Here is a 25,574-nt window from a genome sequence, read left to right as displayed (position 1 = left end):
AAAAGAAAAATCCTTTTTATTTATCTCTCGGACATTTATTGAAAGGTTTTGCTAATTTGATCGTTACTTAACACAACAAATACTCATATATAGTAGAATAAAGAAGAGAACACTTCCAAAGAAAGCGAAGGAGAACAAATGACCCCACAATTAAAACAGCATCATCTTGATTTACTCAATAAGTATGGCTTGTTGGATCACCAATCGGTCTGCGAAGTCCAACAATTCAAATCTGGTGAGACGATTTTTTCTCAAGGCGTCGAATATAAATATATTATGATCGTTGTATCTGGTAAAGCCAAAGTTTGTACAAGTGCCCCCAGCGGAAAAGATTTAGTGTTGGCCTATTACCTATCTAGTGGGTTGATTGGTGATGTTGAATTAATGTCCAACACGACTTATGCCACTGCTTCGGTCATTACCCTTTCCCCTTTCGAAGTCATTATCGTTCCATTTCAAGATGATCAAGATTCGATTTTTAAAAATTTGACATTTATGACCACGTTAGCCAAAGGGCTGTCAGAAAACTTAATTAACAGCTCGCATAACTATACGTCGAACGCCTTATATTCCGGTGAACAGCGATTATGTACCTATATCTTACAAGGCTCCTATAAGAATTATTTTTTCGATAATCTGACAGATGTGGCCGCTACGATTGGGATTAGCTATCGGCATTTGCTGCGCTTACTGAATAAGTTATGTGATGATGGTATTTTAAAACGGGAAAAACGGAAATTTCAGATTACTGACATGGAACAACTTAAATACCGATCTTCTGAAGCAGAGTATTTCAAAATAAATCATTGATAAAATACCCATCCGGCGCAAGCTGAAAAAGCGTCAGATGGGTATTTACTATTAAAAAGCGCGACCTTCAGTGACGTGTTGAACAATACTTAAAGAAATACTCAGAGTTTCCAGCCTTAAAAACTTTCTTGTAGATATTTAGTCAAATCGTTTACATACGTTTTCTGTTGCTTTTTTAGATAGCTTTTAACAAACGGTCTCAGGTAAATTTTTTTAGCCTGAATCGCTTCAGTAAAATGGATTTTTGTTTTGTGATCACTTAAGGAGAAAAATTCACCTGTCCATTTTCCTTTCATATTTACATTCTCCATCTCAAATGCGTAAAACTTCATGGGTTCAAAACCTGTGATTGTGAAGGTCGTGGGGAAATCTTGAGTAGTGTACTCAACGAAAACCTTCTGATCTTCGAGAACTTCAACTTTATTCAGATCACTTCGCCACTTTGTGTTTGTCATTGAAGTGACCACCTGCCAAACTTTTTCTATATCAGCATGAAAGATTGCTTCGATTCTTGCAGTAGTCAAAATTATCCAACCCCTTTATTATCATTTTACTGTACTGGACATAGTAAAACCTCTCAGTTTTGATACTAATTCTGCGTGTTTTAATAAGGGTGGATTGACCGTTCTTGGACTTACCAAACTTCATGAATAAATTTATTTCTTCGCTCGGCGTTTCTTTGATAGTTCTCCGGATTTCTTTGGTAGTAATCTTGGTGTTCAGCTTCAGCAGGATAAAAAGTTTTTGCAGCCTCGATGGTTGTTACGATCGGCTGATCAAACCTTCCACTTGCCTGCAAGCTGTCTCGACTTTTCTCAGCAATTCTTTTTTGTTCTTCATTAAAATAAAATATGACCGGACGATAACTGCTGCCACGATCTTCAAACTGACCAAAAGCATCTGTCGGATCTGTTTGCTGCCAATAAATTTCTACTAATTCTTGATATGAAATGAATTCTGGGTCGTAAATAATTTCTACCGCCTCAGTATGGCCTGTATCGCCGCTCTTTACTTCTAAATACGTTGGATTTTCTTTCTCACCGCCAGTATAACCAGAAATCACTGATTCAATTCCCGGCAATGAATCAAAGGGTTTGACCATACACCAAAAACAACCTCCTGCAAAAATTGCTCGCTCCATCTTTCTCACCTATCCTTTACATTTATTCATCCACAGGGACGATGGACCCGCCCCATTTCTTTTCAATCCATTGTTGAACCTTGGCTTCATGCAATGTTTCAACAATTGTTTTAATGTCTTTATTGTCCTTATTCGTCGTTTTCGTCGCGACAATATTCACATATGGCGAATCGTTTTGTTCGATCATCAAGGAATCCTTCACTGGATTCAACCCTTTTTCGTAAGCAAAATTAGAATTAATCGCGACTAAATCCCCTTCATTATTTTCATAGGCTGAAGTCAGTAATGTCGGATCCACACTATGATCAAAGACCAGATTTTTAGGATTTTCAGTAATATCCTCAAAAGTTGCCTGATCAATTTGTATCCCAGGTTTAATTTTGATCAACTTATTTTTTACAAAAATATTTAAGACTCGGCCCCATTCAGAGGGCACATTTGAAACAATCACTTTTGCCCCATCGGGAATAGCAGCAATTTTCTTTATTTTGTGTGAATAAATGCCCATTGGTTCAAGATGGATCGCCCCCACATTTGAAAATTGATACCCATTTTCTTTCTTTTGCAAATTGAAGTATGGAACCGTTGAAAAATAATTCGCATCGATGTCTCCATTCTCCAATGCCTTATTTGGCAAAACATAGTCATCGAACTTGACGATCTCTAATTCGATCCCCTTCTTCTTCAACTCCGGCTTAATATGCTCTAAGATTTCTGCGTGGGGCGTCGGTGAAGCACCAATCTTTACCTTATCCGTCTTCTCAGCTGAACCCGAGCCGCAGGCAGCTAATAAAGTCGCACAACCTAACACCAATAAAACCAAACCAATTTTTTTCATACAAACACTCTCCCAATTTTTTTGACAAATAAAAAAAATATTCATCCCTTTACCTATCAGCATCCTGATAAATAAAGGGACGAATATTTTCGCGTTACCACCCTTATTCGTATTATTCTCACAAATAATACCTCAACGGTACAAACATACCCGGCGATGTAACGGTCGCTTCCCGTCCAGCTTGCGTGAACAAACTAGAGGCTCAGAGCTCATCTTCATTGATTTTCCACGATCCCTCTTTTCACCTGCCGAGGGTCTCTTTAATCGTCTATTAGTCAATTACTCTTCTCTTCAATGCTTCATTATTGATTTACGTTATTCTAATATAAACAATCTTGCTTTGCAACAAAAAAAGAGCGAAAACTCCTCAACTTTTAAATTGAGGAGTTTCACCTCTATCGTGTTACCTGTGGCAAAGTCACAAGCTCTGTCAGCTCATTGATAATAATATCCGCTTTACTCTGATCCATAAAGAACCCTTGTTTCAAAGCAACCGTATAAATACCCGCCGCTTTAGCCGCAGCAATCCCTAATGTTGAATCTTCCACAGCTAGGCAATCATCACAGGCTAAGGCGTCGCGACTGATCAAATAGATTTCCGGATTAGGTTTGCTTTCCTTTAACTCTTCCCCACTAATAGTATATGAAAAATAGCGTTCCAATTTGCAGTCGGATAACATTTGATCAATTTCTTTGCGTGGGGATGACGAGGCCAATCCAATTGCGATATTTTCTACTCTCAATTGTTCTAATACTGAGGGCACGCTTTCTCGAATAGCCTTTGAAAAATCAATTCCGTGTTGCTGTTTGTAATGAAGGTACTCTCGATGAAGGCGATCACGTGTAATTTCATCATTAGGAATCAGCATTTCCCATGTTTGTTTTTCCGAGTTTCCTACATAATCTTCAAATTTATCAGAGCCTGGTTGAATGCCTTTAGACTTAAAAAAATCCATTCGACGTTTAAAATAGAAGGGTTCACTATCAATTAGCACACCGTCCATATCAAATATTACTGCTTTTCTCATTCTCTCACCTAGTCCTTCACAATATCATTTAGTAAGCGAAGCTCTAACAAAGGAAGCTCAATCGTATATTCCTTCTCAACCTCTTGAAATGCTTGATGGATCAACTCCATATTATGTCCCTCTTTTTGAACATATTCTTTGATATCTGCTTGTTCATCTACACTTTCTTTGCGTAAAATACGTTCGATCATTGAGCAGCAGTGCATGTAAAGCAAGAACAATTGATTGTTTGAAAATTCGATCCCCATTAGTTTTTCGAGTTCTTTGACAGCCTTTTGTACCAATCTCAAAACTTTCGTTGCATCAAGGATCGTTAAATTTTCTACGATCTTGTTAATTGAGAAATTAAAAATCAATTGACTCTTGAAGGCTTCACTATCAATGTCGACTTGTTCATGCAATAGTTCCGCAAATTCTGAAACGGCTTCTCCGTTGATTAATTGATCCAAACCAATGTATGGGACTTGATTGATTTTCGGGTTTTCTGTCCCAACGATCATCAAGACATCATACAGCTGAAATGGAGTCTCATACATTTTATTCTCAGCTAATTTTTTATAGTCATAAGGCAGGATGGTCAATTCCTTTGCAGAATCACCTAAGCACTTCTGTAGGATTTCTTGGATTTGAGTGGCGCTTCCTATTCCTGTATAACAGCAGGTAATGATCGCTTTTTTCTTATTTACCTCTGGGATGATCAGTTGCTTTTGTATACGGTTTTCGACAGTAATCGCCTCACAAACTTCGGTGACACTGTTGCCGTTAACAATATGTTCTCCGACTTCCAATACAAGCGGTGTACTGACATTATCAATAATAACCAAAGGACTCTTAATATGATTTGAAAGACGTTCCCCCAATTGATTGAAGGAACCCATATCTACTAGTAGGATCAATCCTGAATCTGTACGATAATCATTGATATAACGAATAATCTGTGTTTCAACCTTGTCTAAGGTGATATTGATGGGCATATCATAGGCCTGAAACACATTTTTCCCTAACATCCGATTCACGACATTCGCCAAACTGCTGGCCGTCGAATAGCCATGGGCTAGTACGATACATTTTACGTCATTCGGCAGGTCGCTGATCTGTAAACTATAAAAATAAAAGGTCACAAAAACAATATCTTCATCCAATAATCGCTGATCCAACTGCTGGGATAAATAGCTCAATAGCTTTTTAGCATACCAAAATGGCGTTTCTAAAAATGAATCCAGGAATTCCATCAGCTCATTTTTTTGTTCCTGCCAGCCATAATCACTATCTAAAATATCTGTATTATCCTTTAGATAAAGATAGCTTGCTAAAGAAACAACCCGATTGCCATCCTGTTCAAATCCATAGTTCTCATACATCATATCCAGTGTTTGTCGAATATGATAAGTCAGCACGGAATATAAAGACTCTTCCTTTTCATACGTTCCTTGAAAAATAAATTCGTCCATCATTCGTGTCACACGACTAACAGTATCCTCAATGAATTCTTGCGGCTGACTCTCTTTTTTCTGGACCTTTTTAAATTCTGATACGACTTCATCAAAAAAATTACGAAGCAGTTGTGTCTCTTTGCTTTCCAAGTGAATTTGCTGAGTCGTGTTGGGTAGGTATGTGCGATCTGACATTTTCTTCTTTGGTTTACTAAACTGTTCTTTGAATTTCAGATTGTACTCTAGTGGCAGATCCTTTAACCGAACAAAGATCGTCTGACTATTCTTCTGATGCACATAGGCATTTCCACAGGCGTATTTGATGATATTCTTGATTTTCCCGACATTTCCTTCTAAATCACTATTTAGCAAGAAATCAATCATTTGATAAGAAACCTGCAGCTCCTTATCCAAAATGCTGCTTTCTGAAATAAAGAAGGAATCGATCAAGCGCAGCCGCTCAGATTGCGGCCGATTTTGAAATTTGGGTAAGGTAACAATAACTGGTAAACGCCTCAAAAAGGTGGGTAAGAAAGCGGAATAAACGTTCTCCGTCGTTGCAAAAATCAAGCGGACATTCGCTTTTCTTCGAATACTGGTGTCTCCCATGGGTGAAAATTCGCCTGTATCCATGAAGGTAAACAGCTTCTCTTGCCCTTCTTCAGATAAGCGATGAACTTCATCTAAAAATAAGATGCCGCCATCTGCCTTTTCAATCAGTCCATTATGCTCATGGTCCGCTCCTGTGAAGGCTCCTTTTGTATGTCCAAACAACGCGGAGGATAATAGCTCTGGATTATTAAAGTATTGAGCACAATTATAGGCGATAAATGGAGCATTTGATTCTATCACCTGTTGTTCCTTGGCGTATTCATAAATTTTTTCTGCCAAAAAAGTTTTTCCTGAACCGCTTACACCCATCAATAGAATCGGTAATCCGTTATGAGGATACAAGACAGCCGTCTTGATTTGATCGATCGCTTCCTTCAAGCTGCCATTCGCACCGATGATTTCTTCAATGGCATTCCCACGATCTTGTGCAAATAATTCCTTGATCGATTCGTACTCCGCTTTGTCTATCTGAATAGAAGCGTTTTCTAATGCTCTTCTATGTAAAAACAAAACAGGATAGCTTTTTATCTTTATCAGTTCTCCCTCACGAAATGCTTGATTCAAATAACTGCTGATGGTACTACGATTGAGTTGCAGTGATTCAGCAATCTTATAAGCTGAAAACGCCTCTTCTGATCCTTCTTTGAGATTCATCGTTAACTCATATAAATAGTCATCCAGTTCCTTTTTCATTCTCATCACCTGCTTTTCATCGATTTTTGTACCCTCAACTTTATTTTATAGCATTTTCTTTATCTAAGGGATTCATTTTTTATAAAACGAAAAAACCGAGATAAAGTATCTCAGTTTTTTCGCAAAGTTTTTTTGCGACTAGTAAGAAAGTTTCCACATATAACGACGTTTTGTAAGAGGATGTTCTCTCGCATAGGACAGTTCTTCAGCATAGACTCTGAATACTGCTGTGATTACAAATGGGTTGAAGTAATCTAAAACTTCTTTTTCAACAAAAGCGGATAAGCCGTAATCTAATGCATCGACAACTTCTGTTTTTGCATCAAAACGATCTAAGAAGGCTAAGGCGCGTGAATCAATCGCCCGTGTCTTTCCGTCGTTCATCAATAGGATAAATGGAACGTCCTTATCAACGATCTCAAACGGGCCATGGAAGAATTCTCCTGCATGGAAAGTACCCGAATTGATCCATTGCATTTCCATCATCAAGCAAACGGAAGAAGAATACGCTACCTCATGAGTGGCTCCGCTACTCATGATATAAATAACTTTTTCGTCTTTAAAGCGTTGCGCAAATTGTTTTGCTGCTTTACGCGCTGATTCTGCACTTTCCTGAGCTAGATCATAAATCTTGGCAAAACCGTCCATCATTTTATCGTAGTGTTCATAGCCTTCCACCTGATTTAATAACTCAACCGCTAGTAGTAAGCAATAACCTGTTTTTTCAAGTTTCGTTGCATAGTTTTCAGCAAACCCATGATAAATAACATAATCTGCATCTTTTGTTAACGGTGCGTCAACGATTCGTGTTAAACTAATTACTGTAGCACCTTTATCTTTGGCAATTGCATTAGCTTCTACTGTTTCTGGAGTTGCACCTCCAAGTGAAGCTGAGATCACCACCGTGTTCTCATCGACCGAAGTTGGTGTCGCAAAGTTGAATTCGTTGGCTGTGTAGTGGCTAATGCGTAATTGTTTCGCATTTTGGTCTAAAAAGTATTTTGCTGGATACAAATCTGCTTTTGACGCCCCGCAGCCAACGAAAACAACGTGTTTCACTTCTGTTTTCCCTACTATTTCTTTGATAATTTCTTTTGCTTCCATCGTTGAATTCATTTTCTGAATTCCTCCTCAGTTTTCTTTTTTTATTTAGAGAAGCATCACTATGTTTTTCCTTTCCATAGCTTCGCTCCAACTACCTGATTTAAACGAAAATCCCTAAAGCGCTTAAAATTAATCCGCCGACAATACAAATCAGCAACATCACACTTGTGTTGACCTTCTTTTGCAGCAACCAATACATGAGCATCGTCAAAGCAAATGGCAGCATCTGCGGCATAATATTGTCTAGGACATCTTGCAATACAAACGTCTTCCCAAATTTAATTGGCGTAGTGATTCCGATCATGCTGGCGATCATTGCCCCAATAACCATCAAACCGATAATGGAACACACATACATCACGCGGTCCATTAAACCGCCTTCATATAATCTCGTTAAATACTTATTCCCCATATTGTACCCAAATTTCCCGCCATAATAAGTTACTAGAAAAGAAGGAACAAATGAAATGATCATCGCTAAGATCGGTCCTAAAATACTGCCTTGCTGCGCCAAATTAATTCCCAAGCCAAAGGCCAAGACACGAACGGTTCCTTGGAAGAAGGAATCCCCGATACCAGATAATGGACCCATTAATGACGTTTTAACCGAGTTGATCGTATCCGGATTAAATCCTTCTTGATCCTCATAGTATTGCTCTTCCATTGAAGCTGCTAATCCTAAGACAAAGGCACTTGTCTGCGGTGTACAGTTGTAATACAGCATATGACGTTGGTAAGCTTCCTTCTTCAAGTTTTCATCCTTTGGATCCTTGTAGATACGGTCCAATGTTGGTGCAATCCCGTATAAGAAGCCCATATTCATCGCACGTTCATAGTTCCAAGAGTCTTGAATGGCCCATGAGCGCCAGAAAAATTGCCAATATTTACGACCATTTTGATCCTTTTCTTTTGCCATTTTCTTAACCTCCTTTTATAGATCATCCAGTGCGTCAGGTTCCTCAGCGGTACCACCGCCGCCACTGCCACCAGATTTATTCGCTTCAATTTGATACATCACAAATGCGACAATTCCAGCAAATAGTGCCACGCCGGTAATTCCTAAGCCCGAATAAGCAGTAATCAGGAATCCTAAAACCAAAAACGGCATCATTTTTTTAGACAGCATCGTTTGCAACAGTAGAGCAAACCCGTAGGCTGGCAACAATTTACTTGCTAAGCTTAAGCCATCAGTGATCCACTGAGGAATCGCATCCACAATCGACTTAACTAAGTCCGTTCCAAAATAAATGGCTAGGAAGATCGGGACAAAATACATTAAGGAATACAGGATGGTTCCCCATACAATATGGATATGTTGCACCCTTTTGAACTTTCCTTCCTCAATTAACGAATCGGCTCGGTGGGTCAAACTAGCCAAAACCGTTCGCATCAAAATTCCCAATAATTGCCCTAAAATTGCGATCGGAATCGCAATGGTCAAAGCTGTCTCTGCATTTGAACCAGATAAAATTGCAAAAGCCGTTGCGATAACTGCACCCAATGTCATATCTGCAGGTACGGCAGCTCCGACCTGAACGACACCTAATGAAATCAATTCAATGGATGCCCCTACTAGCAACCCTTTCTCCAAATCCCCTAACGCCAGACCAACTAAGGTCCCAACAATTAACGGCCGTTCGAAGTTCAGTCGCCCCAACAAGCGGGAGTCTAACATGACAAACACACCAATCAATCCTAAAACTATTGATTGAACCAACATTTAAAGCCCTCCTTTTAAATTAATTTATTTAAATCCTCTGATTTAGAGGTTGGTATCTGCTGCATATATTGTTTCACACCCATCTCCTTCAATTTTCTAGCTTCCTGCTGCTCCTCTTCATTCAAGAAAATCGCACTGCCAAACTGCTTTCCATCATTGGTTTTTGGTATCCCGCCATAATTGATTTCCTTGATTTTAGGATAGGCCTCGCAAAAGGCTAATGTCTCCTTCGTATTTCCGAAAATCAGCATAATGTTTTCGTTCAATGTTTCTACTTTTGGCATTTTTGACAAGGCCTCTTCAACAGTAAAAATGTTCAATTTTACACCAGTCGGTTTTGCCAGATTTAGTGACATTTTCTTGAATTCATCCGTCGCTGCTTCTTTATTGATTACGATAATGCGGTTGATTCCCTGTGACTTGGTCCAAGAAAATACTACTTGACCATGTAATAAACGATAATCAATTCGTACAAGCTTAATCATAAATCGTCCCCTCCAATATTAATTTTTGTTGTTAATAGTTGTTTGCAATCAATCATTCCTTGTCGGCTTTCCTCAAGAATCGCTGCTAGCTGATTTGACTCAATCTTACCAGCTTGCGTCGCAATGGAAATTACCAAGGGTAAATTCATCCCTGCAAATAAATGAAGCTCTGGATGCTCCTGTTGAATCGTTAACAAATCATTATTGACACTTCCACCGAAAATATCCGTTAAAATGTACACATCTTCATAACCGATTGTTTGGAGTAGACGCTCTACTTGATTTTTGATCGGCTCATCCTCATCTCGAAACGCTGAAAGAGCAAAAATATTGCCTTCATCACCGATAATCATTGACGCAGTCTGCTTCAATCCTTGTGAAAACTCTCCGTGGCTTGCTAAAATAATCTTGTTCATTCCCTATCCTCCTTATAACTGTTCTCACTTTTATATAAAGCAAGTAGCGTGCCATTTTTTGATAGAAGCCACAAACCCTTTATTATCAACACTTTATCAAACGCTTTCAACACATTGTTTGATAGGACAAATAATGTGGGCAAGAGTGTTGGAAGGACTTCTATCTATAGAATCAGAAAACTTCTACAATACACTTCATTGCAAATATAAAGGAATGTGTTTTATTTCTTCTATAGTATAGTAGGAGAAAGAAGGCGCTCAGCAAATCGAATTTGATCTGCTGAGCGCCTTTTTGATTAGTTGTATTGTGCTTTCCACATATAAGTACGTGTCATATAGTCCTTTTTGATCTGGTAAGCCAATTCCCTCATAAATACATTGTTTAAGATTGGAGAGAAAAGCAAATGATTGAAATGCTCACTCACCTTCGGGTCAAAATGATTCAGACCAATGTCACGAGCATCCAATTGGAATACTTTGCTTCCGCCAAATTCTTCTAAGAAACGTGCAGCTCTCTCGTCATTTGATCGACTGCCCCCTTCACCGATAAGCAAGAAAACAGATGTTTCTTCATCAATCACTTCAAACGGTCCGTGGAAGAAATCACAGGAATTGACTGTTGGGGAATCAATTTGCAGCATCTCCATAATGTTGCATATAGAGAAAATATACGCTGCGCCAAAAGTTGCGCCGCTGCCCATGACATGGATAGATTTTGAGTCACGGTTTTTCATCGCCCACTTGATCGCTTTCGTACGAATATCTGCTGCCGCTTGTTTATAGATTTTATCCACCGCTTCAAAACTCTCCAATGCCAAACTCATATGTTCATATCCTTCAACGACATCCATCGCCAGCATCGCTATTTTTAACCCATACGCGGCATTCGTCTTCGAAAAATCGCTGCTGTCTACCGCGACAGAATCATAAGCAACTTTGTAATCACAAACCTCTGTTAATTCTGACTCATCGACATATAATGCCAAGGAGGCTGCCCCAAGTTCTTTCGCAAGTTTTGCCGCTTCGATCGTCTCCGGCGTGCCCCGCATTGAACAAACAACAGCTAAAGTATTTTCTCCAACAAAAGCTGGAGGGGCTTTAACAAATTCATTACTAGTAATATTTTTCGAGCGAAGCGTCGTTGCCTCTTGATCCAAAAAATAGTGTCCTGGATAGAATCCTCCATAGCTTCCACCTGCTGCCAACCAAATAACATTTTTGATGCCACCCGTTGCTTTCTTATTTTTTTCGATTTCCTCAATCATTTTTCTTAGTTCCATACTATCTCCTCACTTTCATTATTAATCCTATGCGTCTTATCAACAAGACAAGTTTAATACGTGTTACGAAATTTGTCAATACATGTTTATAATGTTTATTCAAACTTGTATTGAAGTTGATATATAGATCGCATTTGCGTATAATATAAGAAAAGGTGGTGTAGAAATGGCTCAAAAGATTATTAATGAAACAAAACCTCTTTATTTGCAGATAAAAGAAACCATCCTTAAACAAATCAAGGAAGGCGAATTGAAGCCCGGCGATAAATTACTTTCAGAAGCACAATTTCAGAAAAGCTTCGCTGTCAGCAGAATTACTGTACGAAAGGCGATTGACGAGTTAGTAGAAGAAAACTATTTGATGCGCCTTCAAGGAAAGGGGACATTTGTTAAAGAACAGGCTGAAACTCAACAAAAATCCTTATCACTAACGCAAGTTTGTCTAGAACAAGGGAAAAAGCTGACTTCTGAAGTGATTTCAGTTATCGAATGTCCTGTACCCACAGATTTCGCTGATTTATTCAACTCAAAAGAAGCTATTTTAGTTGAGCGTCTTCGTAAAATTGATGGGGTGCCGATTATGTTGGAAAAAAACTACCTCCCATTAGCTTTTACTTTTTTATTGGACACTGATTTGTCCGGATCGCTATACCAAGTACTTGCTTCTTTCAGTATTGATCCTCAATACAAAGGGCTAAATCAAGTAGCAATCAGTCAACTGACCGATCAAGAAGCCAAATTATTTAATGTACAAAGTGGGCTTTCTGTTATTCACCACAAAGGAACCGTTTATGATTCAAAAAACCAGTTAGTTCTCGCTTCAGAAGAGCTCGTTCGCGTGGATCTTCCTGATTTATTTAAATATTATCTATAAAAAAGTGGTGCGCTTCTTTTTATCAGAAGCGCACCACTTTTTTCAAATCAACTTTTGTTCCTTCTGAATCGTTACTATTCTTTGGATAAAGCATCTTCGACCGCTTTAATGATCGTCACACTACTTTGGGTAGCGCCGCTAATAGCATCCACTTTCAAACTCTGTTCGTCAATAATTTTGTTAACGATTTGTTCACCATCTTTGCCTAATCCGGTCATATGATCTTCAATTTTGATTGATGCTATCTTCCCTTCATTGACAAGCACATTCACTTTCGCTGAAACTGGGCTGATCTTAGCTGTTCCTTCATATTCTCCATTTGCTAGTTTCGCAACATCTACGTTCTGAATGGTTACTTTCTTTAATGTTTCTTTTGTTAAATACGAAGCGCCAACTTTCACACATAAAACAACGATCACAAGAATAAGTAATACAATAATTAATTTCTTTCCCATTTTCCGACTCACTCCTTTAAGGTATCCGTACCAACTCTGCTAAATCAATATAATCTGCTTTTCCTTCACTAACTACTGCTTCGATCGCTTTTTCAATATCCAATTTTTCCTCCTCTTCCTTCTTTGCGCTGCTTTTACTAATCATTTTTATGATTAGCTTTTCCGGTAGTTTCAATTGTTCTTTTACTATTCTTCCTCTTAAATGAACATGCTCCGCGTCTGGAAAAAATTTGACTATTCCTTGTTGAATTTCCTCCAGCTTTTCCTGATCGTAAATTGAAGTAAGCCCAACTGAGATAATTACGAGGGATTGGTTTTCTGTTACTTTCTTTTTCACTTCCTCCAAACCTAAAATATTTCCAGCATAAACGCTGCCAAAATAATAAACCCTATCTACAGATGCAAGTTCCATCGATGTGAGATCAGTATATTCTAGGATTGGGTAGTCATTTTCTTTGGCAAAAGCTTTTGCATAGATTTCTGAACTCCCCTTTTTTGTTCCATAAACGACTATATTTTTCATCGCAATTCCTCCTTTTTGCCTTCCATCGACTCTAACGCTTCTAGTTTCTCTACTCCTGCGTACATTTTCATAAAGATAGAGAAGAAAAGTTCCAACTCTTCATCTGAATATTCGGCAAAAATAGCGGTTAATGCGCTTTCATGCAGACGACTAACTGATTGAAAATAATCCTCACCTTTATCCGTCAAAAATAAATCCATTCGTCGTTTATCACGTTCACTGCGGGATAGTTTTAGCAGCTCTTTTTTTTCTAGAGCAACTGCTAATTTTTTTACATTTTGCCTTGAACAGCCTAAAAGCTCACCGCAACTTGTCAGATCCAAGGTTCGACCGGGTGCCTGCTTGATCATGATCAGGACCATAAATTGTTTAATTGTCACAAATGGATCTACCTTATCAAAGGAGGTTTGCAGGCGATTGCCAAGAATAAACATACTTGCAAAAATTGCTCGTTGCTGGTTATCACGTCCCTCCTTAAAGGCTTCGGTTAAACGTTCAATAGACATTACCCTTCCTCCCACTTCTCATAATTAAGTAACTTGTTACCTATATTCTACATTGAGTTGAAATGAGAATCTATAGTCCTTAGGTCTTATTTTAAGAATAAAAGAAAACAATCATAAGAAAGCCCTTTTATATGATTTTTTGATTTTTTTAAGATTTTATATATAATTATGCTCAATAAAAATGTATAATAAGATCATATAAAGCATTTTACTTCTTAGGAACGCCTGAAATTTTTTCCTTTAGGGGGAAGTTAATTGAAAAATTCAATCATTAATATCGATAAACGCCATAAAGATATTTTAGACATACTAGAAAAAAAGGAGCATATGACTACACTAGAACTATCTGAAGCTCTGGATGTCTCCCTTAGTACCATTCGTCGAGATCTGCATTTATTGGAAGAAAAAAATGATATCATTCGCAAGTTTGGCTATTGTATCTTTAATTACGAAAATAAACCGGACACAGAGCAATCCGGTCCGGTTCGCATCAAACAAGCCCTCGCTCAAGAAGCCAGCAAATACATACATGATTATGACACAGTCTTCATCAATTCTAGCTCCACCGCGATTAAAACTGTGGACTATTTACATTCTGAGCACTTAACAATCATTACGAATAATTTAAAAATCAATTATGCTACTCAAAATCCCGAGTACAATTTTGTCTTAACTGGAGGGGAAATGCGTTTTCCTAAAGAAGCTTTAGTTGGGGATGTGGTTATCAATCTTTTATCTTCCATCAATGCCGATACCTGTGTAGTGGGCTGTAGTGGAATCGATATTGAAAATGGGGTAACGACGAAATTCATGAATGAGGCAACCATCAATGAAATGATGGTTCAAAGAACAACTAGATGCAAGATTTTGGTTGCGGATCATCGCAAAGTAGGACAAACATCAAAATTTAAAATGGCAGATATTTCTGCCTTTGACTATTTGATTACAGATCAATTCAGTTCAGAAGAGGTTTTAACTAAGATTCAACATATGGGGGTCACTGTCGTTCAAGTCACTTAAAGGAGTGTCATTCTTTGGGAAAAACAAGACAAGTTTTGCTTTCCACTGATCTTATTTTCATTTTCTTATTCACTTATGGCTGTTCAATTACTCTTGCCGCTTTTTTTCTAGCTAGTCCGCAGGATTTGTTAGTGGGCATGCAGCATATTGTTCGCTCACCTAGTAATTTGATTACAGATTATGTCCACATCGCTGGTGTGGGTTCCGCATTTTTAAATAGCGGCTTATTGACATTAAGTAGTCTTTTTCTTTTACGGAAGCATAAGCACCATTTTTGTTCGTTAACTGTTTCTGTCATCATGATGCTATCCGGCTTTTCTTTTTTTGGAAAAAACATTGTCAATTCAGCCCCAATCATTCTAGGCTGCCTGATTTATTTGAAGATTCATCATTCAGGACGACAAGATTTATTGGTAATGGGCCTGTTAAGTACCTGTCTTTCACCTATTGTGAGCACGATCTATAGCGCACCAAATCATTCATTGCTTTTAAATATAGTCATTGCATTGATTACTGGTTTGTTGATTGGTTACACAATTCTTCCGATTTTTGAATTTTTGAAAGTCCACACTAAAGAGTTAAATCTTTATAATATGGGGTTCTCTGCTGGTTTTATCGGTGTCCTTGGAAACTTGATGACAAGAAATGTTTTAGCGATTAAAATTGTCCCACATGCGTTATCCTTCGAACATCATCAGCCGCTTCTTTGGTTTTTGATCGCCTTATTCACGTTTCCACTGCTCATTTTTCTTTCCTTCTACAGAAAAAATGCCGCACATTCGAAGCATCTGCTTCTGGATCTAAAAAAAATCGCGCGCTTTTCACTCTATGGCTATTTGGCCATTATTTTTACTCTTATGCTAAGAGTGCCATTAAGCGGAATCTTGGTGGGGGCTATTTTGACCTTTGCGGGCTTCAGCATGTACAACTTCAAATTTCGTTATTTCTTTTTTCCTGCGCTAGGTGTTTTTCTTACCGCTTTACTTCTATATCAAGACGCGGCCACGACCAACAACATCGTGATTATTCTTTTCGCCAGCACACTTTCACCAATGACGCGAAAGTACGGGCTGCTGACAGGTACACTTTCCGGCGGAATATTTTCCTTGATTACTAGAAATACCCAGTACTTGACTGCAGGCATCAACCTATACAATTGTGGATTTGCAGGTGGGATTACCGTTTTATTAATGGATTTTGTTCGTGTTCAATTTTATAAAAACAGTAAATTAAAAGTGTATTTTCAGTCTCTGCATTTAAGAATCATCCATGTCGAAAAACAACTGGTAACCAAGTGGATGAAAAAGACAGGAACGCTCTTTTTCAAGTCCAAGATTACAAGAGACGATCAATCTTAACGTTTGAACCCATTCTATAAAACTCTATTAAGTAGCTTAGTTAGCTGCTTTTTTTGAGTGAGGTATCAGGGAAATGGAAGAATCGAAAATCACCCGCGGAAATGAAATCGACTCTTATCAGCCTTGATTCATACTAAATATTCGTCTTCACCAGCGTTTTTTGAATCGGCCCAATCGTTGCCAAGACTTCCTAATAGCGCCAAAGGGTGATGCTTTATTCTTCTGATTTGCCTTTTCCTCAAACTTTATGAATAGTTCAATACACATTGGATCTGTTTCCTGATTGAGTTGGGCATCTAAGAGATGTCCCTTCTCAGGTATAACTGTTAAAACAAAAGAATGCAGCTGTTCTTGTGAAAAATCACGAATTGTCGTACCTGTTGGCAGACTCACTACTCGTTTTAATACACTTGGTTCAATCATTTTTTCTTCAACCATAGTCAATTTAGGCTCAGTCAAAGAGCTAACGCTAGTATCTTCTAATCCTTGATTGTACACTTGTGCTTCGATTTCATCCTCTTCTTCGTCACTGGAAAGTTGTTCCGTACTTTCATACGTGGCTTCTTCACTCGTAGTATCGAAAATAATGGTTTCTATCTCTTCGAAAAAGCTTGCTGTGACTAATTTATCAAAAAGACGAGCACCTTTTTTTCTGAAAAGTTTAATGGTCGTCAATTTCTCTAAAGAGGCTTTGATTTGCTCTGGCGGAAGCTCAGTATTTGCATCGTTCACTCGTACGATATGTTCTTTCCCAAAACTATTTTCAAATGTTGCGGCCAATTCTACCAAATCTTTCCTTCCCTTCTCGTTAGATTTTTGTGATATTCGCTCAAGAGCCTACTAGTCCTCTTAACGGTGTCATAATCACTTGGTTCATTACTTTTTCAACCTTTTCTTTGATAAATGATTTTGCTGCGAATAAGTGCAAGTAGACTAGTTTCCATTCTTTTGAAGAAAAATATTCCTTAAAATAAACATAATAGCGACGCAAAGTACGAGAAGTTTTGCTCTTTAGAAATATTCTGCGTACAAGTCCTTTCATAAAGAAGGAGAAGTCCTCTCCACCAAGCTCATCTCGAACTTGAAGCGCTACCAAAAATTGGATCGTCGACTTGGCATCACGAGTATCCTGATAATAATGATTCATACGTTTTTCAATCGTCTTTGGTTTAAGACTAAAAAGTTGTTCCGGGGTAAATAGCGGTTTTTTCATTATCGATAGCTCCTTTTTTCTCTTTTTTCAGTGATCACGCAATGACTATAATCCTAAAAAAACAGCCTTGTCAAATGACATTTTTCTAAAAAATGGTTTTTCACAAGCGGAGAAACTTGGGATACTAAGCATTCGAAACCAAAAAAACTCTTTTTTTAATTTGAAATAAACGAAAAAAGCATAAAGCGTTCAAGTGTGTTATTTATTCTTTTTACCCCTTTTTTGAGAAGGTTCATGCTTAGATATCAACTATACGTTCTTCTAGTCCTTCAAATTTATCTGTTTATCCTTTAACTATTTCTGGTATTTTACTTTTGTCATCATACTTCTAAAAATAAATCCGCACATAAAAAAGCATGACCCTTAAGAATCATGCTTTACTGGTTTAATAACATTATTTAGGCGACAAGCTCCCCAATTTGAGAATTTCCTTTTATTCCTGATTCAGCCAACTTATCATATACTCAAAATGATGTTGGTTTGGCTCGATGATGTCCTGATGAGCCATCTGAGGGAGAATAAGCAGTTCAATATTATTCTTACTTAACAAATTCTTTTTAAAATAATTCAAAGTGGTTTCCACGTCTACTCGTACATCGTCGCTCCCATGAATAATTAAGCATTTCTCTACTGTTAATGGTAGATGCTCTTGAGGAGAAGCCTCAAGGAGCTCTTCTGCACGCGCGCTATTTCCAAAATATTCCGTAACTGCATCATCACCTAGTTCATTTTCATTGGTGTAAATTAGATCGGTTACTGGTGCTAATGCAATCACCTTATGCTTCTTCTCTGCATTCAAAAGCGCCAATTGTCCACCAACAGAATGACCAATCAGAACAATATCATAAGCTGGATACAATAGTTCTATTTTTTGAATCGCAGTTTTCACATCATTTAGAGGGGTAGGCCATGGATTCTTTTTTCCGCGGCGATATTCAATATTGCAAACTAAATAGCCCTGCGCAACGAAAAAAGTTTGCATCTTGGTTAATGTCTCCAAACTTTTTTCCTGTCTCCAATACCCACCATGAATCAGAACAATTACTTGATTCTTCTCCATGACTTCAGGTTCAGCGATTTGAATAACGCAGTCTTCTTCCTTTTGATAGGGATATTTTTTCAACGTTCTCACCATCCTATTGATCGTTTTCGTATCTTAAGTAAATTGTACCATGCTTATTGGATTAAAGTGGCTTTCTCATAAAAAACTAGGTTACAGCCAAATGGACTTTTGACCATAACCTAGATGCTGAACGTTTACTTTATCCCTTTTTGTTTCTGATAAAGCCAACAAGTCGCGGCGATTGAATTTACTTTATTCTGTAAAGCATCGGTTCTTGAGGTCATAATAAAAGGTTCCTGAGTACCTACAATCATGGATGCCGTTTCAAATCCTGCGTAAAAGTGAAGTGCTTTGCTTAAAGTGTTGGCCTCTTGCAAAGAAGAACCTACAAGGATATCTGCTGCTCCAGCCACTGAGCTGTGGATTCCTTTAATGTCAGCTGCTTCTTTCGAAATCGCATTATCCAGTGAAAGCGGGCCATCAATCACACAATCTTTTATTTGTCCTCGGTTATTCATTTGGACTAGGATTGCTCCCAATGTTGTATCAGGCATTTTTTCGCTGACAGTCTCCACTGCGCTTAATAATGCGACCTTCGGGTGAGAAATACCGAACGAATGCCCCACAGAAACAGCGTTCTCAATGATATCCTTCTTCACCGATAAATTTTGCTCAATATTAATCGCGCAATCCGTTAAAAATTTTAAAGTATGGGTATGATCTTGAAAGATCGTTATTTGACTAATTCGTTTGATTCTTTCGAAACCTTCTGCTTTGTTTAGAATCGCTCCCATAAACTCAGAAGTATGCAGCAATCCCTTCATTGGAATATCCGCCTGCTGCTCCTTAACCATTTTTATTGCTAGCTTAGCAGCATGCTTCGACTTTGGTTCATTGATGATATCAAAGTTGGCAGATTCTATTCCTCTTTTTTTCAAAAGCTCTTGAATACGACTTTCGTTCCCGATTAAAGTAAAAGTTGCGATTCCCTCTTTTGTTGCTCGATCTGCCAATAAAACCTCTTCCTCATCTGCCATCGCAATGACGATTTTTAACGGATCTAGTTCTCGTATTTTTGCATGCAGTTCCTTGAATGTTTTTATTTGCATCGTATCACCTGCCTTATTTATACTCTTTTACTTCAATATCACCTGAATAAGCCGGTATACATACGGCGCTTAATGCGTCAAGCTCATCAATATCCGGTTTAACAAAAATCGGAGCCATCCACCAAACATGTTTCTTAACAAAATCGACAAAGCGTTCAGAATTTGCTAATCCTCCAGTGATACCAATCGCATCAGGCTGCTCCCTCATTGCGGCGGCAGCTGCACCGATAGCTTTAGATACTTGAAAGGCCATTGCCTCAAAAACCTCTTGCGCTTGAGTGTCTCCCTTCATTATCCTTCTTTCAATTTCTTCTCCATTGTTTGTACCTAGATGAGCCATTAAACCGCCACCGCCATTTAACATATAGTCTAATTCGTCATTGGTATATTTCTCTGACTGAATCATTTTTTTCCAATCTGCTGCTGGAAGTGTCCCACTACGATCCATTCCAAATGGCGCATCCCCATCTAAGCCATTTGTAATATCGATTACTTTGCCTTTTTTATGGGTTCCACAGGAGATACCCGATCCGAGATGGGTAATGACGATATTGATTTCCTCATACTTCTTATCCATCTTGGAAGCAATAAATCTGCCGAAAGCTTTATGACTTAATGCTTGAAAATAACTGTGACGAGCGATTTGTGGAAGTCCTGTATAGCGGGCAATCGGAATCATTTCATCTACACAAGGAGGGTCTGCAATCAGAGCCATTTTCCCATTTTCCTTCGCAAAATCCAAGGCAATCCCACAACCTAAATTGCATACATGCTGCCCATAATCTCCCGATCTCGCATCAGCTACCATCGCTTCATTCACTTCGTAGACGCCAGATTCCAGTGGCTTTACTGACGGCCCCCGAGAAATGAATAACTCAATATCATGAATCGAGAGTTGATGATTCTTTAGAAAATCAAGAATTCCTTGTTTTCGATAATCGTACTGCTCCCAAATCCTTTTGTATCCTTCAGTCTCTTTTGCAGGATGGCGAATCGTGTCGCTTAAAATCTTTTTATTTCCAACATAAATGGCAACTTTTGTAGAAGTTCCTCCTAAGTTCATTATCAATGCTTTCATCTCAAGCAGCCAACTTTCCTATTTATTGAAAATCTGCGACTAATTCTCTAAATTCTGCTTCATTTAATGTTCGATGGAGGGCAATTCCTTTGGCCTTCACAGCCATTAACAGATCCATTTTCTTGTCTTCTTCAACAGTCAGATCATAACGTTCTAACCAAACACGCAAATTGTCTTTTCCTGATTTCTTTCCTAAATCCAAGACTGGTTCTCGGTTACCTACAAGATCCCAACGATAAGGCAGCATAACAAGAGGATCCGACTTACGTGCATTTTCCCATAAGCTAGATGGCATTCCCGTTTCCCAACCAAAAATCGCATCACCGACTACTGGTGCCGTCGGATTGATAGGTTCGCGTGCCAAACGAGCCACTGTATCCGATAAATCTTTCAATTTAGATAAATCCAAGCCCGTGTCTTGTCCATATAATGCTTCCAATGACAAAGCTACTTGCTCAAGCTGTGCTGATCCAGCTCGTTCACCAATACCATTCACTGTAACGTGAACTGCCGAAGCACCTGCTGATAAACCAGCCAAGGAAGTAGCTGTTCCTAATCCGAAATCATCATGGAAGTGACACTCAATCGGGGTGCCTGGAAAACGCTCAATTAATTGTGAAATTCTCAAACGTGCACCTTCTGGTGATAATGCACCAAAGGTATCAACTAATGCCAGAGAATCCATATGACCACCGCCATCAACAATTGCTTGAACAGTGTCCATCAGAAAGTCCATGCTTGCACGTGAGCCATCTGCCGGGAAGAATAGTACCTTTAAGCCCAGTTCGTGTGCCTTTGCTGTTGCCTCGATCGCTGATTTTATCGCTTTTTCCGCGCCCCATTTGATTCCTTTAGCAAGTAAATGTTCACTTCCAGGAATTTCTGCAACTACACCATCTACTCCACATTCTTTGGCTAATTCCATATCCTTTACCATATTTCGAACAAAACAATAAATATCCGCCTTCAATCCCAAACTAGTGATTTCTTTGATAGCGTCCGCATCTTCTTGAGTTACAGCTGGGGTTCCCGCTTCAATCCGATGAACACCTACCGCATCCAATTTTTTGGCAATTTCAACTTTTTCTTCTTTGGTTAAAACAATCCCTGGTTGTTGCTCACCATCACGAAGCGTCGTATCTAAAAATTGGATCTGATCAACAAATTTGAATTGATTTGTCACCTTTTCATCATAATTTGAGGGACTTACCCACCATTTTCCTTCTTCTCTAAAACCCATCTACTTTTCCTCCTTAATTCTTTATAATAGTTTTATTCTGATAACTCAATTTCAGTAGAAATCTTATTTTTCTGATATTTGTATAATTGATAAGGTAATATAACTAAAAATGGAATTTCAAAAAGCGGAATATTGATTCGGCCAATAATTCCGTAGGCAGTTGTAACGATTTGCGGAATACCAGCTCGTCCAAAATAGAAAGCCAAAATCGTTAAAATGCCTACAAGTAAAATTCTTCGTGCATTATAGCTAGAATTTTTCCAAACTTTGTGAACAAGCAATTGATAACGTTCAATCATCCCATATAAGTATCCGGCTCCAGTAGATAAAACTGCTAGGTAAGCAATTGCCGTATACAACAAACGCACCGTAAAACCTGCTCCAATAATATGATTTAGACTCCATAGAGTAGGTAAATCTTCCCCTGCGACATTTGGCATCCCCGCCGCAAAAATAATATTCATGGCAATTGTTGAAATAAATACCATCAAACTCCCGAGAACCGCTGTTCCTATAGAGTGCTTTCTCGTTTTCACCTGTCCTTTGGAAGCAGGGATCACCGCATCTATAAAGGCGACCATAATGTTGATGTAGAGAACGATTTGCATGAGAACTTGTGACATTGGCGCATTCATCGTTCGATTAGCCACATAAGTACTTATCCCTTCCCAAGAAGCAGGGACACCTCGCACTGCGATATAACTAATCAAAAGGATCAATGCGATAGCAATGAAGGAAGCTGAACGTAAAACAATTTTCTGTCCAGCAAGAATCAACAGAATCACTATTCCAAAGGTCAAGAGCCCCATTGCCACAGCCGAAACCTTAAAAAAATCTGACAGTAAACGTCCTCCAGTAGCAAAGGTCAATGCAGAAATCGTAATACAAGCCAGTATTGCTGAAAATTCTTTGACATTAGCAAAAAAGAAATTGAACTTTCCAAAAACACGGTCATAAAAAGAACGGAAATCATAAAGTTCAAAGGTGCGACAGTACTCCAGCACAAGGTAGCAAATCACTCCTGCGATAGTTGTCGTAAAAAGCGGACCAATAAATACCCCTAGCCATGACTGTCCTACGAAGAAACTGACAAGCTGCGCTCCGCCTGAAAATCCCGGACCAATATAAATCCCGAACCAGACAGAGGCTAATCCAAAAGAAACGAGCAAACTTTGAAACGTGCTTTCTTTTTTTTCCATTTCGCTGCTCCTTATAAATTCAATGCCTTCTTATTCAAGATATTTGGTGGGTTCTTTCCTTCCAGTGCGTCTACTGCCGTTTGTGCTACCGAAGCAAAGAGTTCTTGATTTGCTTCAGCAGAATTATAGGCGATGTGGGGAGTAAGAATCACATTCTTCATTCCCACTAATGGGTTTGATACATCCTTCATTGGTTCTTCCGCCAGTGTATCTAATCCAGCACCTCCAACTTTTCCACTTTTTAGCGCGTCGATGAGATCATTGGTAACAATCAAACCACCACGAGCAGCGTTGATCAAAATAATGCCATCCTTCATCTTTTTGAATGCTTCAGCATTGATCATACCGGCTGTATCTTTCGTTTCAGGAAGATGCAGAGAGAGGATATCTGACTGTGCATACAAGGCATCAAGTTCAACCTGTTGGACCCCATTTTCTTTGAAGACTTCTGCTGAAACATATGGATCATAGGCGATTACGGTATAACCCAAACCTTGAAAATTACGAGAAATTTGTCTTGAGATATTTCCAAAGCCAACTAATCCAACTGTTTGAGCAGATGGACGACGCATTTTCTTCCCAAGTTCTTGATTCCAGACCCCTCGTCCAACAGCATCATCAAAATGTTTTAGTTGTCTAGTTAATGCTAGGGCCAATGCTGTCGAATGAATGGCAACTTCGGAGATACAATAGGTGGTTACGTTACAAATTCTGATTCCCATTTTATTTGCGGCATCCATATCAAACTCATTGACACCAATCCCGTAACGGATCATCACCTTACAGTTTGTTAACTGACCGATACTTTTTTCAGTCATTTTCGTCGCTATGTTTAAAATAGCGTCTGCATCACTATACTTTTCGATTACTTCGTCTTCACTTTGACAAGTTCCCATAACAAATTCAAACCCAGCATCCTCAACAATCTTTCGTTCAATGGCATAATCGTATCCACTAATCACCTGTGAATCCAACAGTACAACTTTCATAAAAAAGCCTCCCTTTTTTCGAAAAAGAATGATGAAATGATTCAATGAACTTTGCGCAAAGTATTTATGAATACGTTTTCAAAGACATCGTAAGGTATTTTCTTAACTTTGTAAACACCTTTTTACAAGTTAAGAAATTCACTAACAATAAATGGAATTCCTGATTTTAAAAAAATAACCTCTTCTCACTCATAACAATGACACAAAAAAGCTAACTAGATCGAGAGATATCATCTTTTCATCTCTTTGTGAAAGAACATCTCGAAAGACATTACATCCGGTAATAAAGAACAAAAAATAATTATCGTATTTCGCTTTTTTCTAGATGTTTCTTCCCGTTTATAAGGTTCGTTGACAACGATAGTCAAACTACTTTAAAATTAAGAGTGCCTTAGAACACAAAAAATCGTAACTATCTAAATGACTACCCGATAACTAAATTTGTTAGTTTGAATAAAGGAGCTCTTCGATGTTAACATCTAATAATATTTACTTTAAGATACAAGAAGTTGCCAAAATACTTGAGGTCGTCCCAGCTACTATTAGAAATTGGGAACAAAACGGTTTTTTTACTGCTAAACGAAGTGAAAATGGCTATCGAATCTTTGACCAACATGATATCGAAATGTTAATGAAAATAAAAAATTGGTCCGTAGACATGAAAATGGGAACACAGGCCGTGAAAATGATGGTAGATTCGTACAGCTTGAACGAAGCAAATCCTTCCGAAGAGAACGCCTTAACTAAAAGTTTTCTCAGTGAAAAATGGAAAGAAAGCCGCCAAGCTCAGAGTAAAACAATCAAGGAAGTTGCCGACGCGGTTGGAATCTCTACTTCCTATTTATCAAAAATCGAGAATATGCAGGTAAATCCCAGTATCGAGGTATTAAAAAAAATTGCTGATTATTACGGGGAAAATGTTCTTTATTATATTTCAACTGATCCTGAAGAAACCTCACAGTTGGTAAAAAAGGAGCATCGTGTTCAAATAATAGACGAAGAAGGCGGTCTATCCATTGAAAATCTGTTAAATCAAAATAATTCTCGACTCTCTTTTATGCTTTATACACTGCAGCCTGGATCGAAACGACCAACGCTTCAGCCCCACCCGGGAAATGAAATCGTATTCGTACTGTCTGGCAAAGTAACATTTACCATAGGAGAAAAGACCGTTTATTATCTAGAAGAAGGGGACTGCTTAAGTTACAGCTCAAAAGAAAATCACAGCTGGTGCAATGAAAGTCAGGAAGAAACCCAATTACTCTGGTTTTATGAAAGGATCGCTTGACATACTTTTGCTTTATATTTGTAAAAAAAGATCTATCTACGGTTATAACCGTTTAGATAGGTCTTTTTTCTTTCAATTTATTTCGGCCATTTCCTATAT

Annotated in this window: 27 protein-coding genes and 1 other annotated feature; of the genes, 5 read left to right on the top strand and 22 right to left on the bottom strand. The window is 38.4% G+C overall.

Translation table 11 applies throughout. From position 1 onward, the window contains the following. Window positions 1-138: 138 nt before the first annotated feature. Window positions 139-810, top strand: a complete 672-nt coding sequence (locus J9537_RS07085) for a Crp/Fnr family transcriptional regulator (protein WP_218257239.1) — start codon at window positions 139-141, stop codon at window positions 808-810. A gap of 116 nt (window positions 811-926) precedes the next feature. Here the strand turns inward: J9537_RS07085 and J9537_RS07080 are convergent, their stop codons facing one another. From J9537_RS07080 to J9537_RS07030, 11 genes are all read right to left on the bottom strand, one after another. Continuing rightward, complete coding sequence (locus J9537_RS07080; protein ID WP_218257238.1) at window positions 927-1,334, bottom strand: SRPBCC family protein; 408 nt, start codon at window positions 1,332-1,334, stop codon at window positions 927-929. Between the two features lie 110 nt (window positions 1,335-1,444). Beyond that, window positions 1,445-1,951, bottom strand: a complete 507-nt coding sequence (gene msrA / locus J9537_RS07075; protein ID WP_002334638.1) for a peptide-methionine (S)-S-oxide reductase MsrA — start codon at window positions 1,949-1,951, stop codon at window positions 1,445-1,447. A 22-nt stretch (window positions 1,952-1,973) separates the two neighbouring features. Continuing rightward, window positions 1,974-2,789 carry a MetQ/NlpA family ABC transporter substrate-binding protein gene (locus tag J9537_RS07070; RefSeq protein ID WP_218257237.1) on the bottom strand — a complete coding sequence of 272 codons (816 nt, stop codon included), beginning with the start codon at window positions 2,787-2,789 and terminating at the stop codon, window positions 1,974-1,976. Between the two features lie 72 nt (window positions 2,790-2,861). Then, window positions 2,862-3,093: a binding site (T-box leader), on the bottom strand. Between the two features lie 91 nt (window positions 3,094-3,184). Then, complete coding sequence (locus J9537_RS07065) at window positions 3,185-3,817, bottom strand: HAD family hydrolase (RefSeq protein WP_010744710.1); 633 nt, start codon at window positions 3,815-3,817, stop codon at window positions 3,185-3,187. Window positions 3,818-3,825: 8 nt separating this feature from the next. Next, the gene (locus J9537_RS07060; RefSeq protein WP_218257236.1) at window positions 3,826-6,555 is read right to left on the bottom strand and encodes a sigma 54-interacting transcriptional regulator; all 2,730 of its coding nucleotides are present in this window, start codon (window positions 6,553-6,555) and stop codon (window positions 3,826-3,828) included. Window positions 6,556-6,693: 138 nt separating this feature from the next. After that, window positions 6,694-7,671 carry an SIS domain-containing protein gene (locus J9537_RS07055; RefSeq protein ID WP_114526078.1) on the bottom strand — a complete coding sequence of 326 codons (978 nt, stop codon included), beginning with the start codon at window positions 7,669-7,671 and terminating at the stop codon, window positions 6,694-6,696. Between the two features lie 88 nt (window positions 7,672-7,759). Next, window positions 7,760-8,575, bottom strand: a complete 816-nt coding sequence (locus tag J9537_RS07050; RefSeq protein WP_218257235.1) for a PTS system mannose/fructose/sorbose family transporter subunit IID — start codon at window positions 8,573-8,575, stop codon at window positions 7,760-7,762. Window positions 8,576-8,590: 15 nt separating this feature from the next. Next, the gene (locus J9537_RS07045) at window positions 8,591-9,379 is read right to left on the bottom strand and encodes a PTS mannose/fructose/sorbose/N-acetylgalactosamine transporter subunit IIC (protein ID WP_218257234.1); all 789 of its coding nucleotides are present in this window, start codon (window positions 9,377-9,379) and stop codon (window positions 8,591-8,593) included. Window positions 9,380-9,393: 14 nt separating this feature from the next. Beyond that, window positions 9,394-9,864, bottom strand: coding sequence for a PTS sugar transporter subunit IIB (locus tag J9537_RS07040; protein ID WP_010744705.1), 471 nt, complete (start codon window positions 9,862-9,864; stop codon window positions 9,394-9,396). Next, complete coding sequence (locus tag J9537_RS07035; protein WP_010744704.1) at window positions 9,861-10,280, bottom strand: PTS sugar transporter subunit IIA; 420 nt, start codon at window positions 10,278-10,280, stop codon at window positions 9,861-9,863. The genes J9537_RS07040 and J9537_RS07035 overlap by 4 nt, the downstream gene beginning before the upstream one ends. Window positions 10,281-10,576: 296 nt before the next feature. Next, window positions 10,577-11,560 carry a sugar isomerase gene (locus J9537_RS07030; protein ID WP_218257233.1) on the bottom strand — a complete coding sequence of 328 codons (984 nt, stop codon included), beginning with the start codon at window positions 11,558-11,560 and terminating at the stop codon, window positions 10,577-10,579. A 166-nt stretch (window positions 11,561-11,726) separates the two neighbouring features. Here J9537_RS07030 and J9537_RS07025 point away from each other — a divergent pair, with 166 nt between their 5' ends. Then, entirely contained in the window at window positions 11,727-12,434 is a 708-nt protein-coding gene (locus tag J9537_RS07025) for a GntR family transcriptional regulator (RefSeq protein ID WP_114526073.1), read from the top strand. Window positions 12,435-12,508: 74 nt separating this feature from the next. Here the strand turns inward: J9537_RS07025 and J9537_RS07020 are convergent, their stop codons facing one another. The 3 genes from J9537_RS07020 to J9537_RS07010 are packed head-to-tail and all read right to left on the bottom strand — an operon-like array spanning window position 12,509 to window position 13,918. Beyond that, window positions 12,509-12,889, bottom strand: coding sequence for an FMN-binding protein (locus J9537_RS07020; protein ID WP_218257232.1), 381 nt, complete (start codon window positions 12,887-12,889; stop codon window positions 12,509-12,511). Window positions 12,890-12,905: 16 nt separating this feature from the next. Continuing rightward, window positions 12,906-13,412, bottom strand: coding sequence for a flavodoxin domain-containing protein (locus J9537_RS07015; protein WP_218257231.1), 507 nt, complete (start codon window positions 13,410-13,412; stop codon window positions 12,906-12,908). Next, complete coding sequence (locus tag J9537_RS07010; protein ID WP_218257230.1) at window positions 13,409-13,918, bottom strand: MarR family winged helix-turn-helix transcriptional regulator; 510 nt, start codon at window positions 13,916-13,918, stop codon at window positions 13,409-13,411. The genes J9537_RS07015 and J9537_RS07010 overlap by 4 nt, the downstream gene beginning before the upstream one ends. Window positions 13,919-14,173: 255 nt before the next feature. On the opposite strand from J9537_RS07010, the gene J9537_RS07005 reads away from it, so the two are divergent. Both J9537_RS07005 and J9537_RS07000 read left to right on the top strand, forming a co-directional pair. Next, window positions 14,174-14,938, top strand: a complete 765-nt coding sequence (locus J9537_RS07005; RefSeq protein ID WP_218257229.1) for a DeoR/GlpR family DNA-binding transcription regulator — start codon at window positions 14,174-14,176, stop codon at window positions 14,936-14,938. A 14-nt stretch (window positions 14,939-14,952) separates the two neighbouring features. Next, entirely contained in the window at window positions 14,953-16,296 is a 1,344-nt protein-coding gene (locus tag J9537_RS07000) for a DUF1576 domain-containing protein (protein WP_218257228.1), read from the top strand. A 147-nt stretch (window positions 16,297-16,443) separates the two neighbouring features. Here J9537_RS07000 and J9537_RS06995 read toward each other — a convergent pair whose 3' ends face one another. The 8 genes from J9537_RS06995 to J9537_RS06960 all read right to left on the bottom strand — a co-directional run bounded on the left by J9537_RS06995 (window position 16,444) and on the right by J9537_RS06960 (window position 24,187). Then, window positions 16,444-17,085 (bottom strand): DUF2922 domain-containing protein, encoded by a 642-nt coding sequence (locus J9537_RS06995; RefSeq protein ID WP_218257227.1) that lies wholly within the window; start codon window positions 17,083-17,085, stop codon window positions 16,444-16,446. A 40-nt stretch (window positions 17,086-17,125) separates the two neighbouring features. Then, window positions 17,126-17,509 (bottom strand): hypothetical protein, encoded by a 384-nt coding sequence (locus J9537_RS06990; protein ID WP_218257226.1) that lies wholly within the window; start codon window positions 17,507-17,509, stop codon window positions 17,126-17,128. A 433-nt stretch (window positions 17,510-17,942) separates the two neighbouring features. Continuing rightward, window positions 17,943-18,632, bottom strand: coding sequence for an alpha/beta hydrolase family protein (locus J9537_RS06985; protein ID WP_218257225.1), 690 nt, complete (start codon window positions 18,630-18,632; stop codon window positions 17,943-17,945). Between the two features lie 134 nt (window positions 18,633-18,766). Then, window positions 18,767-19,681: a phosphate acyltransferase gene (locus J9537_RS06980; RefSeq protein WP_218257224.1), complete on the bottom strand. Its 915-nt coding sequence runs from the start codon at window positions 19,679-19,681 to the stop codon at window positions 18,767-18,769. 13 nt (window positions 19,682-19,694) lie between these two features. Further along, window positions 19,695-20,759: a butyrate kinase gene (gene buk, locus J9537_RS06975; protein WP_218257223.1), complete on the bottom strand. Its 1,065-nt coding sequence runs from the start codon at window positions 20,757-20,759 to the stop codon at window positions 19,695-19,697. Between the two features lie 22 nt (window positions 20,760-20,781). After that, window positions 20,782-21,999 carry a LeuA family protein gene (locus tag J9537_RS06970; protein ID WP_218257222.1) on the bottom strand — a complete coding sequence of 406 codons (1,218 nt, stop codon included), beginning with the start codon at window positions 21,997-21,999 and terminating at the stop codon, window positions 20,782-20,784. Window positions 22,000-22,031: 32 nt separating this feature from the next. Then, a complete protein-coding gene (locus J9537_RS06965) occupies window positions 22,032-23,198 on the bottom strand; it encodes a hypothetical protein (RefSeq protein ID WP_218257221.1) in 1,167 nt (388 codons plus the stop codon). 11 nt (window positions 23,199-23,209) lie between these two features. Next, entirely contained in the window at window positions 23,210-24,187 is a 978-nt protein-coding gene (locus tag J9537_RS06960; protein ID WP_218257220.1) for a C-terminal binding protein, read from the bottom strand. Between the two features lie 469 nt (window positions 24,188-24,656). On the opposite strand from J9537_RS06960, the gene J9537_RS06955 reads away from it, so the two are divergent. Then, window positions 24,657-25,475, top strand: a complete 819-nt coding sequence (locus tag J9537_RS06955; RefSeq protein ID WP_218257219.1) for a helix-turn-helix domain-containing protein — start codon at window positions 24,657-24,659, stop codon at window positions 25,473-25,475. Window positions 25,476-25,574 lie beyond the last annotated feature (99 nt).

Origin of the sequence: Enterococcus raffinosus, assembly GCF_019175485.1 — a bacterium.
Classification (GTDB): Bacteria; Bacillota; Bacilli; order Lactobacillales; family Enterococcaceae; genus Enterococcus_A; species Enterococcus_A raffinosus.
This window is presented reverse-complemented; position numbering and strand designations above follow the sequence as displayed.

Bases quoted from the DNA above. Each gene is read 5' to 3' on its own strand.
- J9537_RS07085 (WP_218257239.1), top strand. From the start codon at position 139: ATGACCCCACAATTAAAACAGCATCATCTTGATTTACTCAATAAGTAT.
- msrA (WP_002334638.1), bottom strand. From the start codon at position 1,951: ATGGAGCGAGCAATTTTTGCAGGAGGTTGTTTTTGGTGTATGGTCAAA.
- J9537_RS07070 (WP_218257237.1), bottom strand. From the start codon at position 2,789: ATGAAAAAAATTGGTTTGGTTTTATTGGTGTTAGGTTGTGCGACTTTA.
- J9537_RS07065 (WP_010744710.1), bottom strand. From the start codon at position 3,817: ATGAGAAAAGCAGTAATATTTGATATGGACGGTGTGCTAATTGATAGT.
- J9537_RS07060 (WP_218257236.1), bottom strand. From the start codon at position 6,555: ATGAAAAAGGAACTGGATGACTATTTATATGAGTTAACGATGAATCTC.
- J9537_RS07055 (WP_114526078.1), bottom strand. From the start codon at position 7,671: ATGAATTCAACGATGGAAGCAAAAGAAATTATCAAAGAAATAGTAGGG.
- J9537_RS07050 (WP_218257235.1), bottom strand. From the start codon at position 8,575: ATGGCAAAAGAAAAGGATCAAAATGGTCGTAAATATTGGCAATTTTTC.
- J9537_RS07045 (WP_218257234.1), bottom strand. From the start codon at position 9,379: ATGTTGGTTCAATCAATAGTTTTAGGATTGATTGGTGTGTTTGTCATG.
- J9537_RS07040 (WP_010744705.1), bottom strand. From the start codon at position 9,864: ATGATTAAGCTTGTACGAATTGATTATCGTTTATTACATGGTCAAGTA.
- J9537_RS07035 (WP_010744704.1), bottom strand. From the start codon at position 10,280: ATGAACAAGATTATTTTAGCAAGCCACGGAGAGTTTTCACAAGGATTG.
- J9537_RS07030 (WP_218257233.1), bottom strand. From the start codon at position 11,560: ATGGAACTAAGAAAAATGATTGAGGAAATCGAAAAAAATAAGAAAGCA.
- J9537_RS07025 (WP_114526073.1), top strand. From the start codon at position 11,727: ATGGCTCAAAAGATTATTAATGAAACAAAACCTCTTTATTTGCAGATA.
- J9537_RS07020 (WP_218257232.1), bottom strand. From the start codon at position 12,889: ATGGGAAAGAAATTAATTATTGTATTACTTATTCTTGTGATCGTTGTT.
- J9537_RS07015 (WP_218257231.1), bottom strand. From the start codon at position 13,412: ATGAAAAATATAGTCGTTTATGGAACAAAAAAGGGGAGTTCAGAAATC.
- J9537_RS07010 (WP_218257230.1), bottom strand. From the start codon at position 13,918: ATGTCTATTGAACGTTTAACCGAAGCCTTTAAGGAGGGACGTGATAAC.
- J9537_RS06990 (WP_218257226.1), bottom strand. From the start codon at position 17,509: ATGAAAAAACCGCTATTTACCCCGGAACAACTTTTTAGTCTTAAACCA.
- J9537_RS06980 (WP_218257224.1), bottom strand. From the start codon at position 19,681: ATGCAAATAAAAACATTCAAGGAACTGCATGCAAAAATACGAGAACTA.
- buk (WP_218257223.1), bottom strand. From the start codon at position 20,759: ATGAAAGCATTGATAATGAACTTAGGAGGAACTTCTACAAAAGTTGCC.
- J9537_RS06970 (WP_218257222.1), bottom strand. From the start codon at position 21,999: ATGGGTTTTAGAGAAGAAGGAAAATGGTGGGTAAGTCCCTCAAATTAT.
- J9537_RS06965 (WP_218257221.1), bottom strand. From the start codon at position 23,198: ATGGAAAAAAAAGAAAGCACGTTTCAAAGTTTGCTCGTTTCTTTTGGA.
- J9537_RS06960 (WP_218257220.1), bottom strand. From the start codon at position 24,187: ATGAAAGTTGTACTGTTGGATTCACAGGTGATTAGTGGATACGATTAT.
- J9537_RS06955 (WP_218257219.1), top strand. From the start codon at position 24,657: ATGTTAACATCTAATAATATTTACTTTAAGATACAAGAAGTTGCCAAA.